A 13,875-nucleotide genomic window follows, 5' to 3' on the forward strand; every position below is an offset into this window, starting at 1 on the left:
TTCGGCGGTTTTAATGGTGATGAAGCTATCATGATTTTTCATTTGTGTTTGACTTCAACGGCATTCAAGATGGCTGAAGCCGTTTAGTCATTCCGCTGTGTGATTTTGAAGATCATGATGGTTTCATATGCTATTATAATGGTTTCTACTCGGGGTATAACGAACGGGATAGCGCTAACGCTACATGGATACGGAAACTTGGTTAGTTATGGAAATAGGTAACAATAAGCATCTCAACTTAAAGGCTAACTGACTGTCAGCGATAACCGTGATGGAACTTTATCAAAGAATGAGCAATAAGCCCGAATTGGCCCGGCTAAAGAAGCGAATCAAATATTATGATGTAATTGAAATTGACGCTTCGAGACTTGCTTCCCAATTTATCGAAAAATTTAAATTAAGTCACGGACTCCAAATCCCTGATGCTATTATAGGTGCAATGCGGTAGTGCATCAAATTCCATTATTCATACAACCTCCTCAATAAGGCTCCATGAGTTCGTTCAAGAATGGTTTCCCTGCATACCTCAAAACGAATCCTGTACTTCTTTTAAACGAACGCTCAGTTCACGGGCTTCCCTGATCCGTGCCCTTGATTACTTGGCCAAACCCTGTGAGATGGAAAAGCACAAGGGTGCAGGTTTATCATGATATTTTTAGACTCTTTTTATTCATCGCGCAAACTATCCACCGGATTGGCTATCGCTGCCCGGACAGCCTGCCAGCTTACCGTAAACAACGCAATCACCACGGTGGCCAAGCCCGCCACGGCGAACATCCACCACTGGATATCGATGCGGTAGGCAAAATCTTCCAGCCATCTGTTCATGGCCCACCAGGCAATCGGCGAGGCTACTGCAACAGCAACCAATATCAATTTCACAAAATCTTTGGAAAGCAGGCCCATGATACCGGTTACAGTGGCGCCTAGCACCTTTCGGATGCCGATTTCTTTCGTTCGTTGGAAGGCCATAAGCGTGGCCAGGCCGAACAACCCTAGGCAACTGATGAAAACCGTGATGCCGGTGGCTGCGGTGATGAGTGTGGAGGTTTTGTATTCCTGCTTATAAAGTGAGGAAATGGTATCGTCGTAAAATCGGTATTCGAAGGGTATGTCCGGATAGACGCGCTTCCAATCCGCCTCGATCAGCGCTATCGCGTCTTTCCACTTTCCGGGTTGTGAGGGAGGCAACTTGATGTTCAGTGTGTTCAGCCCGTCTTTGTACATAACCAAGGCGGCGGCGTCTATACCGCTTTTCAGGCTGAATTGGTGGAAGTCCTTCACCACACCTGTTATCGGCAAACCTATATCACCATCGCCTTTTGTCAGCCGCTGGCCAATGGCGGCCTCGGGGGTTGGGAATCCGAATGCTTTTAGCGCCACTTCGTTGATGATGTATTCGCGGGTAGTATCGGAAGTCTGTAAATTGCGGCCTGCAAGTAATGGAATATCATATAGGTTGATAAAGTCTGTATCCACACTTTTCAACATGACCTGTTCCTGCATCCTTCCGGTGTCACTATCGTGGAAAAGTATCGTGGCCATCATCGAGTTGCTCATCGGGAGGTCCCCTAGTGCCACCCCTGCAATTTCGGGACGGCGTTCCAGCTGCTGCTTGAGCACAAATTGTTTATCCTTGTAGGGTTCTTTATCGCGGATATTGAACGGTATTCCTACGGTCAATACGGCCTCGTGATTGAACCCGAGATCTTTATTCAATGCGTAGCGCAGCTGTTGGCCGATAATGATTGCGCTGATGATAAATACCTGTGCGATGACAAACTGGAAAACGATGAGCCCTTTCCGCAAGCTGAAGCGAACTCTACCCAGCACCTTTTCCGCCTGGCCTTTGAGCACATTTATGGTCTGAACCCTTGTAATGAGCCATGCGGGGTAAATGCCGGCAATGAGCGTAATCGAGAAGGCTAGCAGTAACCCGAAAGCGACCATCCCGCTATGATTAGCAAAGGTAGACATGCCCTGCGGGATGAAATCCCGGAATACGCGGAGGCCGATGGACGACAGGATGAAGGAAAAGCCCAAGGCCAACAGGACAATGACCAGCGTTTCGCCGAGGAAATGGCTGATTAGCCGAGCGGGTGTGCTACCCAATGTCTTGCGGATGCCGATTTCCCTGGCTCGCTGTGGTAACTGTGCCGTGCTGAGGTTGATGTAGTTGATGCATGCCAGGGTCAACAGAAAGGCGGCGACACCCATTAATCCGTACAGTACATTCTTATCGGCTGTAGGGATCCGTCCGCCGTATTGTATGGCAAAAAGCTTATCGACAAGCGGCAGGAACTCATACCACATCTTGTAGTTGTACTTTTCAAAACCTTCTCTATTATGCTGTTCGTTTAACGTATTGATCTGCTGCAATACGTGCGATTGGCTGACCCCGTCGTGCAGCCTGATGTACAGCTCTTCGTTGGAGCTTCTGCTGCTCCAATTGTCACTTATCCATTCCGAGGGAGTAATGGCAAAAAATTCTTTCGCATCAAAGCTGTTCGGATAATCAAGGTCGGCTACTACGCCAGAAACGGTAACCGATATCGTATCGTTGTAGGTAATGGTTTTACCGGCCAACTCTTGCGGCGGCACACCGGGGAAATAGTCCTCGGCGCGGCTGCTGGTCAGCACGACTTTGCCGGGCGCGTCAATAGCAATTGCCGGGTTGCCAGCCAGCCATCGGTATGGTATCATTTTAAAATAGTCGGGTCGCGTCGCCACCAATCCACTCGGAGACTCGATTACCCGTGGCTTACCACCCTCAGCAGTGGCCACATGCGCCGTTTCCCGGCTTTGTTGATATATGGGCACGACCAGCTCCACGCCGGTCATCCCATCGGCGAGAGCTGGAGGTAGCGCCTTTGCGATCGCGGAGAAGCCGCCGCCCCTTCCATGTTGATCGCGGTTTTGGCTCACCACTTGGAAGACGCGTTCAGCATTGGGTTGTTGCTTATCAAAACTGAATTCGTAATCCACCATCCGATAAATGATCCAGCAGGCACTGATGCCGATAGCCAGACCGAAGATATTTAGACCGGTAAACAGCCGGTTGCGCCACAAGTAGCGGAGGGTAGTTTTGAAGTAGTTTTTTATCATAGCGTTGTTTCTGTTTAGCAGTTGCGCTGCCGAATCGAAAAAGATGGTGCACGAATCGGACCAAATGGACAAGTGATTGTTGGTGAGTTTATTACGGTTCGTATTGAGCGAATGGGTGTTCGTTATCGAACACCCGGTGTTCTATATCGGACAATAATATGAGATTTTTTGTCCGCAGCTAAAGCTAAAATCTTATCCAATTTGGACTTGCTATTTGATTTTAAAGTCAGTTCCATCATATAGGCTATTAGAAAAAGGAAACAGCGATGTAATCATGCTAAGGATCCAAGAATTGTATATCTTTGAATATCATAAAAAGTCCAGTTATGAAAACATTCCTCACTGCCATCGCATTGTCTCTCGGATTATCGGTTGCCGTAGCGCAACAAGAGGCATTTAAGATAAAAGGAAAGATCGGTTCGCTTGGCAGTCCTGCAAAGGTTTATCTGGAATATCAAAATGATGACCTGTCCATACTGGATTCCGCAGAATTGAAAAATGGCAGGTTCATTTTCAAAGGTAAAGCTGCACATGCGACCGGTGGCTCGTTGGCATTGAGCCACGATGGCAAGGGGCTTAATAGCGCACGTGATTCCCGTTTAATTTTCCTGCATAAAGGAACAATAAAAATCAACTCGACTGATTCGCTGGATAAAGCTACGATTACAGGCTCTAAACTCAACGCGGATTTCGGGCGGCTTCAAGCTTCATTTGAAACGATCAATGCGAAAGAGCGGACGCTGAATGTCCGTTATGAGGCTGCATCCGAAGAAGATCGTAATAGTGAGATGTTTGAAAAGGATTATGAAGCGATATACGAGATGCAAAGCGCTATTTTTCTTGATTTTGTGCAGAATAATCCACAAAGTATTATCAGTGTAATCGCGTTGGAACGTTATAGTGGTGCTGATCCCGATGTTGACACGGTAGCCTCCCTATTTGCTACATTATCGGAGCAAGTACAAAACAGTGGGCAGGGAAAATCCTATGCACAACGCCTTGAAAACATGAAGCGAACCGAAGTGGGGCAACCTGCCCCTGGGTTTACCCAGAACGATCCCGACGGACATCCCGTTTCACTGGCGGATTTCAAAGGCAGGTACGTACTGATCGATTTCTGGGCCAGTTGGTGCGGTCCCTGCCGTGTGGAAAATCCGAATGTCGTCAACGCACACGAAAACTATAAAGACAAGAATTTCACCGTTCTCGGTGTTTCGTTGGATAACGAAAAAGGACGGGAGGCATGGCTGAAAGCAATCGAGGATGATCAATTAACCTGGACACAGGTTTCCGATCTGAAAGGTTGGGAAAATGAAGTGGCATCACTGTATGCAGTCAGAGCCATTCCAAAGAACGTTTTAGTCGATCCAAGCGGCAAAATTATCGCTAAAGATCTGTATGGTGATGAACTTACAGGCAAGCTGTCCGAGGTACTCGATTAGTGTGTCGGACGAAAGCTAATTTGCAACTCTTTTTTATTCTTTCCTCCGAGCAAGCAGAATGGACAAAGTAAGCCGTGTTAGCTTCCCCCTCATGCGTCAAAGCGAATCTTCCACCTCCCGCACGCGCTCCGGCCGTTTATAACGATGAATGATCAGGCGTATCCCAGCGTTAAACGTGAGATAGCTGATGGTCCAGTTGATGAAGGTAACGACTCGGTTCCTGAAGCCAACTAACGACATCAAATGCACGAACATCCATACCCACCACGCGAAAAAGCCTTGGAAGCGGATTTTGCCAATGTCTACTACCGCTTTATTCCGACCGATAGTGGCCATCGATCCCTTGTCGAAATAGACAAATCGTTCGGCAGGTTGGTTATTGATTATTCGGATAAGTTGTTTGGCCAAGAATCGGCCCTGCTGCTGGGCTACGGGGGCTACACCGGGGTGTCCCCGCGGCAGTTCGTCAGTGATCATCGCTGCTACGTCGCCAATGGCAAAGACATCTCGGGTGCCCACCACGCCGCAGTGTTCATCGACTCGTATACGGTTACCGCGCACAATGGTTTCCTCAGCGATGCCCGCGGGGAACTGGCCAGCCACCCCGGCCGACCACAGCACGGTCTTGGTCGGTATGCGGTCGCCATCCGCAAACGTTATCGTGTCACCATCATAGCTAGTTACTTGTGTGTTCAGCCGGATTTTTACACCGAGTTCGTTCAGGTACAGTTCCGCTTTTTCTGAAGCTTGAGGAGATAGGTTGGCCAATATTTTTGATTGCCCTTCTACCAAATAGACGTTCATGTCTTCTTTCTTGAGCTCGGGGTAATCTTTCGCCAGGATGTTGTTGCGGATTTCTGCAATGGAACCGGAAAGCTCCACGCCGGTGGGACCACCGCCCACGACCACGAAATTGAGGTAAGCGCTACGGCTCTCGGCATCCTTAAGCAAAGAAGCCTCGATATTCTGAAGGATGAAACTACGGATACTTACGGCTTCCTTCACATTTTTCATCGGCATAGCATAGTACTCGATGTCTTTGTTGCCGAAGAAGTTGGTGGTTGCCCCGGTGGCGATAATGAGGTAATCGTATGAAATCGGACCGATATCCGTGTCCAGCTGTTTGTTTTCCACGTCGATACGACGTACATCAGCCATCCGGAACGTGAAATTTTCCTGCTTACGGAACATTTTGCGTAGGGGGAAAGCAATAGAAGGTGCATCAAGCGTTCCGGTAGCCACTTGGTATAGGAGTGGCTGGAAGGTATGGTGGTTGTTTCGGTCAAGAAGCAGCACCTCAACTTCTTTGTTTTTCAGTCCTTTGGCAATTTCTATCCCGCCGAAACCGCCGCCGATAATTACTACTTTCGGGAACTTATTGTCGTTGTGTTGTGTCGTCATCTTATCGCATTCTTTTTACCCGGCATCGTTACGTGGTGAACGGATGACGGAGTCAATTGTTTGCAAAAATACGTATTTTCAACCCGTCCAATGCGGCATTTAGGCGAATTTGGCAGGCTAATCTACTTTGGTCACCAGCACGGGGTAGGGTATCGAGCATATCGAGCTCCGCATCCGAGCGCGCCTCCAGGGCTTCCATTCCTTCCAGTACCTCGATGTGGCACGTTGCGCAAAGCGCCATGCCCCCACAGGTGGCAAGGATATCGTAGTCGGATGCCTTAAGCACTTCCATCAGGCTGAGGTTAATACCTTCCGGTATCTCCAATTGGCGTATTTCGCCAAGCTGATTTTCTACCGTGATATGGATGGTATCTGTCATGATGCTGTTCGTTTAGAATGCGTTTACGCCATTAACGGTGGTGTATTTGAAACTGAGTTTTTCGGCGGGGTATACGTACCGGAACGCGCTTTGAGCCATCAGTGCAGCCTCATGGAAGCCACAGAGGATGAGTTTGAGCTTTCCGGGATAGGTATTGATATCGCCGATGGCATAGATACGCTCCACGCCCGTGGAATAGTCCGTGGTATCCACGGCAATAGCCGATTTGTCGATAGTCAACCCCCAGTCGGCAATCGGTCCCAATTTGGGGCTCAATCCGAACAAGGGGATGAGCGCATCCGCTTCCAGCAACGTTTCTGTTTTGTCCTTACCGAGGATGCCTACATGGCTTAGAGTGCCGTTTCCTCGTACCCCGCTAAGGTTGCTTTGCAACAACAGGTTGATCTTTCCTCGTTCGGCGAGGGAAAACACTTTTTCGGCCGAATCGGGTGCACCCCGGAAACTATCGCTGCGGTGTACCAAGGTAACCGCTGACGCCACGTCACTGAGAAAAACCGTCCAATCCAGTGCCGAGTCCCCGCCGCCCGCAATAATCACCCGCTTGTTACGGTAGGTTTCGGGATTCTTTACCATGTACGATACCCCGCGACCTTCAAAATCGGCAAGGCCTGGAATCTCGGGCTTGCGCGGTTCGAACGAGCCCAATCCGCCCGCGATGACAACCACAGGGGCGTGTATAACGGTACCTTCGTTGCTGATGATACGGTAGGAGCCATCTGGTTGGCGCTCCAGGCTTTCTACCCGTTCACCTAATGTGAATGACGGATTAAACGGGCTGATTTGCGTCATGAGGTTATCGACAAGCTCCTGTGCGTTGATAGCCGGGAATCCGGGTATATCGTAGATGGGTTTATGCGGATAAATCTCCGATAACTGTCCACCTATTTGGGGGAGGGCATCGATGAGGTGGCAGCGCATTTTGAGCAAACCGGCTTCGAATACGGCAAACAGGCCAACCGGTCCTGCTCCGATGATGCATATATCTGTTGTTATCATGTTATCTTTATTCATCCTTAAATCTCCAAATTATCGTATATGGTGTTCAATATCCGTTTCAAGTGTTCAAAATCTGCATCGTTGAGGTTTTTCCAAGCTTGCGTGCGTATCTCGCTGACGTCGCCGGCGAGCATACTGATTTTCTGTTCGCCTTCCGCGGTGAGATGAACTACGAAACTCCGCCTGTCAGTTGGGTTGGCCCTACGTTCCACCAAGTTTTTGCGGACTAGTAAATCGACGATACGGGTTAGCGTGGGTTGGTCCTTTCCGCAATACTCAGCCAGTTCTTTCTGCGATAAATCGGCATGCTGCTTCAGGTTCTTCAATATCGACCACTGGTCCACGGTAATGCCGAATTCACGGCAGTTGAATTGGTATTGAGCATACTGTTTGACCCGACGTGCAGTGCGTTCCAACAGGAATGAATAGGCATTGTAGTGTTCTGTTTGCATAACAATAATTAGTATGACAAATATATAGATAAATGTCGATATTTACAAATAGCGTACATGTGGAATAGGTTATTTATTCCTCAGAAATCCTTCCTGCTTTTTCTTCGGTGTATTGGATGTATGCTGCCGCGGTGATGTCACCATTCACATTGAGCGTTGTGCGCGACATGTCCAAAATACGGTCGACACCGTAGATAAGGGCAATCGCCTCACCGGGTACACCGATGGAGATGAGGATGGTTACGATGACGGGTAATGAGCCGCCCGGCACGCCCGCTGTACCCACACCGGCTAAAATACACAGTAACACCACGGTAATCTGCGATCCGATACTGAGGTCGACATTGAATACCTGGGCAAGGAACAGTACGGTAATCCCCTCAAAGAGCGCCGTTCCGTTTTGATTGCCGGTGCTACCGATAGTAAGCACAAAATGGGCAATGGGCTTGGCGATATTGAGCTTTTCGATGCTCACGCGTATGGCGGTAGGTAAGGTGGCGTTGCTGGAGCTCGTTGAAAAGGCGGTGAGTGTCACCTCGCCCATGTCTTTCATGAATTGTACCGGATTGCGCTTGGCAAAATATTTCAGTATGATCGGATATACCACAAACTGGTGTATGGCGAGTGCGCCCAGCACAACGAGTACATACCACAGCAATGAGATCAGGAAATCGGCGCCAACATTCAATACCATGTTGAATAGCAACGCTGCCACACCATAAGGAGCTAACGCCATGGCGTAGCCAATTACTTTGATAACGACTTCGTAGACGCCCTCCAGGAAACTTTTCAGCGTTGCGGTCTTCTCCGGGCCGACAGCCGCCATCGCCACACCAAAAATCAGGGCAAAGAACATGACGGAAAGCAAGCCGCCACCGGTGTGGCTCGAGTTGAACGCATTGGCCATTTCCTCAAATGGATTGCGTGGAATAATTTGTGCAATCACATCGCCGGCAGTGCGCTCGTCGGCTCTGTTGGCTGCTGCTTGGGCATTCGCTTTGGCCGCTTCGGCACCGAATTCGTTGACGAGATATTCCCGCGTTTCAGGCGAAATGGTTTTGCCGGGCTCGAAAACATTCACCATCGTGATACCAATCAACACAGCGATGAAGCTTACGACAATCGTGTACATTAAAAGCTTGCCGCCCATCCGGCCGAGTTTTTTCACATCGCCGATTTCGGCAATGCCTAGAATCAATGCTGATAGGATCAAAGGAATAACCATCATGAAAATGAGGTTCATGAAAATCTTTCCCACCGGCTCCACCCATTTCACGATGGTGTCGAGCGTTTCCGGTTGCAATCCGAGGTTTTTGATGATCAATCCGGCCGCGATGCCGAATACCATCCCTATGAAAATCTTTGTGTGTAACTTCATCCGGTTCTATTCACTTTTTAGGTAATGTGCAACTGTTCCGAAACAGGGATGCTGTTTTCAGGTCGGAACATCGCAAAATTAACATTATAATCGGTAACAGCTAAATAAAAAGAGGCTGCTGTTTTGTCAGCAACCTCTTGTTGTATTCTATATAATACGCGCAAATCCGCCTATGCTTTTACGGGATTCAACTTCGCCTTGCTTTCCGCGTCGGGAGCAGTCGCATCAACCGGCTTTTTTCCCTGCAAATCCACAATCAACGGTGCCGCTAAGCATACGGAAGAGTAGGTGGCCACAACGATACCCACCAAGATTGCGAAAGAGAAGCCCCGGATTACTTCGCCGCCAAAGATGAACAAGATTGCCATGACAAAAATAACCGTCAATGACGTTACAATCGTCCGACTCAATGTCCGGTTGATGGCAAGGTTGACCGTATCGCCGATGTATTCGTTTTTCCGCCTTGGCATACCCAAGTATTCCCGTAGGCGGTCAAATACCACGACCGTGTCGTTCACAGAATAGGCGATGACCGTTAGTATGGCGGCTACGAAGTGCTGGTCGATATCCAATGAGAACGGAACGATGCCATCCAGTAACGAGAAAAGAATGAGGATTACCAATGCGTCGTGTATCGTGGGTATGGCCGCGGCCAGACTGTATTGCCATTTGTGGAAACGGATGAGTATGTACAGTGCAATTACCAATACCGAGAAAATACCGGCGTAAACCGCCCGCGACTTAATGTCGTTGGCGATGGTGGGGCCTACTTTCTGCGAGCTCAATATTTCGTACGAATTTCCGTCTATTTTAGATAAACCTTCGTTCAACTTAGCGAGTACTTCCGCGTCAGCGGCATCGTCAGTATCGTCGATATGGTAAGTGGTGGTTACCCTGATTTGGTTGTCCGCACCATAGATCTTCACTTCCGTGGTAAGACCGAAGGTTTCGTTGAGGTTCTCGCGAACTTCTTCCAGGTCAATTGCTTGGTCGTAACGTACGGTATACGTACGTCCGCCTTGGAAGTCGACGCCTAGGCTAAACCCTTTAACAAAGATGACGATAAAGCCAATTACGATGAATAGGGCAGAGGCGAGATAAATCTTCTTCCGGTTTTGTACAAACGCAAAATTGGCATTTTGCAGCGTATTGGCGCTCCACGGATATGAAACCTTGATATTCCACCCTTTATTCAACATCCAATCAAAGATGATGCGGGTGATGAATATTGCAGTGAATAGCGAGGTAATGATGCCAATCATGAGTGTGGTTGCAAAACCAAGGATAGGGCCGCTTCCGAAAAAGAATAGGATGACACCGACCAAGAATGTGGTAATCTGGGAGTCGAGAATGGACGGCATCGCATGTTTATAACCATCGGCGATCGCCTGTCTGATTGACTTGCCGATGCTTAGTTCCTCTCGAATCCGTTCATAAATCAATACGTTGGCATCCACTGCAGTACCGAGCGTTAAGACGATACCTGCAATACCCGGTAGGGTCAATACCGCATTCAGCGACGCCATCACCCCCATGAGGAAAAACACGTTAAATATGACGGCGATGTTGGCTACCCAACCACCGCGGTTGTAGTAGAATATCATGAATATCAGCACGATAGCGAGTCCGATAATGGCTGAATTGATGCCAGCATCGATAGCGGCCTGACCAAGTGTGGGGCCCACAATGGCTTCTTCAACGATTTTCGCCGTCGTCGGCAACCGACCGGCTTTCAGTACGTTGGCCAAATCTTTGGTGTCTTCGATGGTGAAGTTACCGGTGATTTGCGATACCCCATTGGGGATTTCACCCTGAACGGTAGGTGCCGAATAGACAACGCCGTCCAATACGATCGCGATAGCGCGCTTATTGTTGGGATCGGCGGAAGCCGATGCGGTAATCCGCCGCCACTCACGCGCGCCTTCACTGTTCATGTACATGGTTACCATCGGACTGTTCGACTGTGGGTCGAAATCGTCTTTGGCATCGGTAATCACGTTGCCGGCCAATACAGGACCAGCCTCAACACCTGTTGGTTTGACCGCATACAATTCCAATTGCTCGGGAGTACGTGGACTTGGTTTCACACTCCACAGCAGTTTTACATTTGCAGGGATAATTTGCTGTACAGCAGGATCCGCGAGAAAATCGTTTACCTTGGCTGTGTCGCGCAACTGTGCATAACCTACGATAGGCCCGGGTGCCAGCATCGGTTGGTTATTGGGCCCGAGGCCCGTTGCTGGTCTCAAGACGTTGAATAATGGATTCTGTAGTGCCAGTTGACTTTCTGACGAGTCGGTAGCGGTCGAATCTTGGCCGGCGCCAAGGGCGGCCAGTAAGCCTGCGTCGGTGCTGTCAGCAGCTGCACTGTCGGCTGTGGTGGCTGTTTCTTTTTTGGTCTCGCGCACTGTGGAAGCCAAGGCGCTGTTTACGTTTTCCAACATGGGGTATATCTCCATGTTGTCGTAGGTTTCCCAGAATTCGAGCTTAGCCGAACCTTGTAACAGCTTGCGCACGCGGTCTTCGTCGTTTACACCTGGCAGCTCGATAAGTATCCGGTTGGTGCCTTGTTGCAGCTGGATATTCGGCGATGCAACGCCGAATTTATCAATCCGTGTACGCAATACTTTAAACGAGTTGTCGATTGCATTGCCGGCTTCCCGTTGCAGAAAACTGGCTACCTCCGCATTGCTGCTGTTAGCATTTACATAAGCTGCGTTGTCTTTCGTGGCAAAAAAACCGGCCAACGATACATTGGGGCTCAGTTTCTGAAACTCATCGACAAATAAGCTTACGTAGTTGTTCTGGCTGCTTCGGCTTTGGATATTGGCATTTTCCAAGGCCTTGTTGAAATTTTCATCCTTCGGGTTATTGGCGAGGTTGCGGACCAACTCTTGCAACGATACTTCCATCGTTACGTTCATGCCCCCTTTCAAGTCCAAACCCAAGGCAATCTCCTGTCCTTTGGCTTCGCGATACGTGTATTTCGCCACGCCCAAGTTATATACCACCTCCCCGGCCATGGAGTCGAGGTATGCTTTCTCTTTCGCCATGTCGCCCTGGGCATACGCTGCGGCATCCCGTTCCACCTTGCGGGTTACGAATGTGAATGATAGGGAATAGAGGCACGCGATGGTGACCACTACTACCAAAAATTTAATCAACCCTGTACCTTGCATTTTCTTTCGTAAGCTAGTATTAATCTATTCTATTTTTAACAAAATTCAGTTAAGACGGCAAAGGTATAAAATTTTTGTCTAAAGCGTACCGTATTTTAGCGTTTAATCAACACCCCAGCTGACCATTTTGGCAGACTATTTGCTAAAATAGTAGTGAGTTTACCAAAAATTCAACATAGTATAACGAAACACAAAAATCGATAACACCATGAAAAAAGCATTCTTACCTTTACTGGCTATGGCAGCCTTGATGTTAAGCGTACATACGGCGGACGCGCAGGCCCGTTACCGGACGGCCTTGGGTCTGGGAATCGATCTGGGCGATGGCCCGACGCTCGTTGGTCCGCAGATTAAGCATTTTTTTGATGGCACCAACGCTGGCAATGCCCAGGTGCTGTTCGGCGATGATGTTACCGTATTGGGCGTAGATTATTCGTACAACCAAGCCATCAGTGGAGCAAACGGATTGACTTGGTACGTCGGCGTCGGCCCACAATTAGCGTTTATAGACCGTGGCGGTTGGTGGTTTGGTGATGACGACTGGGATGGCAACGAAACCTTTTTTGCCCTTCGTCCGGCGGCCGGTTTGGAATTTAAAATCCCCTCGGCACCCTTGGCTTTCCATTTCGATTGGAAACCGTGGTGGAATTTAAGCAACAATAGCCACTTCGAACCTGCACGCTTCACCCTGGGTTTCAAGTTTACATTGAAATAAACACACAACACATTATAAATGATGAAATCTGCCATGTCAGCGCCTGACACAAACGGCGATGAATGCAGGTTCCATGAGGTCATTAAGAACAAACTGCGAAGCATTCATTGACGCAGCTAAAGACGGACAATAAATCAATAATTAATTTCGAATGAAAAGAAAAACACTCCTACTGGCGATAGCGATAGCTGCAACCACGCAGTTGTTCGCACAAAAGAAGGTCTCGCCCGGTATCCGGGCAGGGGTTAATGTGACGACCTTGAGCAACATCGACGCAGACTTCAAAGCTGATTTTTATGCGGGCGGTATCCTTAGTCTTAATCTCGGGCAGCGATATACGCTGCAACCGGAGTTGATTTATACGCGGCAGGGAGCGAGCAACGTTACTTTTGTGGACGAAGCATCCGGCGAGCTAACCGGACAGGAGAACGTAACCATCCAATACCTTTCATTGGGGGTCATCAACAAGTTTTATTTTGTAGACGGCTTTCATGGGCTGATCGGGCCATCGCTCGATATGAAAATCGGAAAGAATTTCCCGCGTATCGATTTCGATGACGATGAGTACGGCGGCGTCGACCTCGGGATTTCCCTTGGACTCGGTTACACGTTGCCCATCGGGCTCACCTTCGAAGGCCGTTTCAAAACCGGGATGTTGGATGCTTTCAACAATGATTATTTCCTCGGCATGTTTGATGACCCCGATGAGATATCGCTTAATCGGGTATTCCAGTTGGGGGTGAGCTATTCATTCTAGTCGTATCGGCTGTATTCCGGTATTGTTTTGCCCACTCCCTGAGGGGATAC

Annotated in this window: 10 protein-coding genes; 3 read left to right on the top strand and 7 right to left on the bottom strand. The window is 48.9% G+C overall.

From position 1 onward, the window contains the following. Positions 1–666: 666 nt before the first annotated feature. Entirely contained in the window at positions 667–3,105 is a 2,439-nt protein-coding gene (locus VNQ80_RS12965; RefSeq protein WP_325639246.1) for an ABC transporter permease, read from the bottom strand. A gap of 326 nt (positions 3,106–3,431) precedes the next feature. Here VNQ80_RS12965 and VNQ80_RS12970 point away from each other — a divergent pair, with 326 nt between their 5' ends. Next, positions 3,432–4,547 carry a TlpA disulfide reductase family protein gene (locus VNQ80_RS12970; protein ID WP_325639248.1) on the top strand — a complete coding sequence of 372 codons (1,116 nt, stop codon included), beginning with the start codon at positions 3,432–3,434 and terminating at the stop codon, positions 4,545–4,547. A 96-nt stretch (positions 4,548–4,643) separates the two neighbouring features. On the opposite strand, the gene VNQ80_RS12975 is transcribed toward VNQ80_RS12970, so the two are convergent. The 6 genes from VNQ80_RS12975 to secDF form a co-directional block, all read right to left on the bottom strand. Next, positions 4,644–5,948, bottom strand: coding sequence for an NAD(P)/FAD-dependent oxidoreductase (locus VNQ80_RS12975; protein ID WP_325639250.1), 1,305 nt, complete (start codon positions 5,946–5,948; stop codon positions 4,644–4,646). 52 nt (positions 5,949–6,000) lie between these two features. Further along, complete coding sequence (locus VNQ80_RS12980; protein ID WP_325639252.1) at positions 6,001–6,327, bottom strand: 2Fe-2S iron-sulfur cluster-binding protein; 327 nt, start codon at positions 6,325–6,327, stop codon at positions 6,001–6,003. A 12-nt stretch (positions 6,328–6,339) separates the two neighbouring features. After that, on the bottom strand, positions 6,340–7,344 hold the full coding sequence (locus VNQ80_RS12985) for an NAD(P)/FAD-dependent oxidoreductase (RefSeq protein WP_325639254.1): 1,005 nt from the start codon (positions 7,342–7,344) through the stop codon (positions 6,340–6,342). 17 nt (positions 7,345–7,361) lie between these two features. Next, on the bottom strand, positions 7,362–7,796 hold the full coding sequence (locus tag VNQ80_RS12990) for a MarR family transcriptional regulator (protein WP_325639256.1): 435 nt from the start codon (positions 7,794–7,796) through the stop codon (positions 7,362–7,364). 73 nt (positions 7,797–7,869) lie between these two features. After that, positions 7,870–9,174: a dicarboxylate/amino acid:cation symporter gene (locus VNQ80_RS12995; protein WP_325639258.1), complete on the bottom strand. Its 1,305-nt coding sequence runs from the start codon at positions 9,172–9,174 to the stop codon at positions 7,870–7,872. Positions 9,175–9,344: 170 nt separating this feature from the next. Further along, positions 9,345–12,353 (bottom strand): protein translocase subunit SecDF, encoded by a 3,009-nt coding sequence (gene secDF / locus VNQ80_RS13000; protein WP_325639260.1) that lies wholly within the window; start codon positions 12,351–12,353, stop codon positions 9,345–9,347. Positions 12,354–12,561: 208 nt separating this feature from the next. Here secDF and VNQ80_RS13005 point away from each other — a divergent pair, with 208 nt between their 5' ends. Both VNQ80_RS13005 and VNQ80_RS13010 read left to right on the top strand, forming a co-directional pair. Then, positions 12,562–13,068: a hypothetical protein gene (locus VNQ80_RS13005; RefSeq protein ID WP_325639262.1), complete on the top strand. Its 507-nt coding sequence runs from the start codon at positions 12,562–12,564 to the stop codon at positions 13,066–13,068. Positions 13,069–13,219: 151 nt separating this feature from the next. Continuing rightward, positions 13,220–13,825: a porin family protein gene (locus VNQ80_RS13010; RefSeq protein ID WP_325639264.1), complete on the top strand. Its 606-nt coding sequence runs from the start codon at positions 13,220–13,222 to the stop codon at positions 13,823–13,825. Positions 13,826–13,875 lie beyond the last annotated feature (50 nt).

Source organism: Parapedobacter sp. (genome assembly GCF_035556095.1).
Classification (GTDB): Bacteria; Bacteroidota; Bacteroidia; order Sphingobacteriales; family Sphingobacteriaceae; genus Parapedobacter.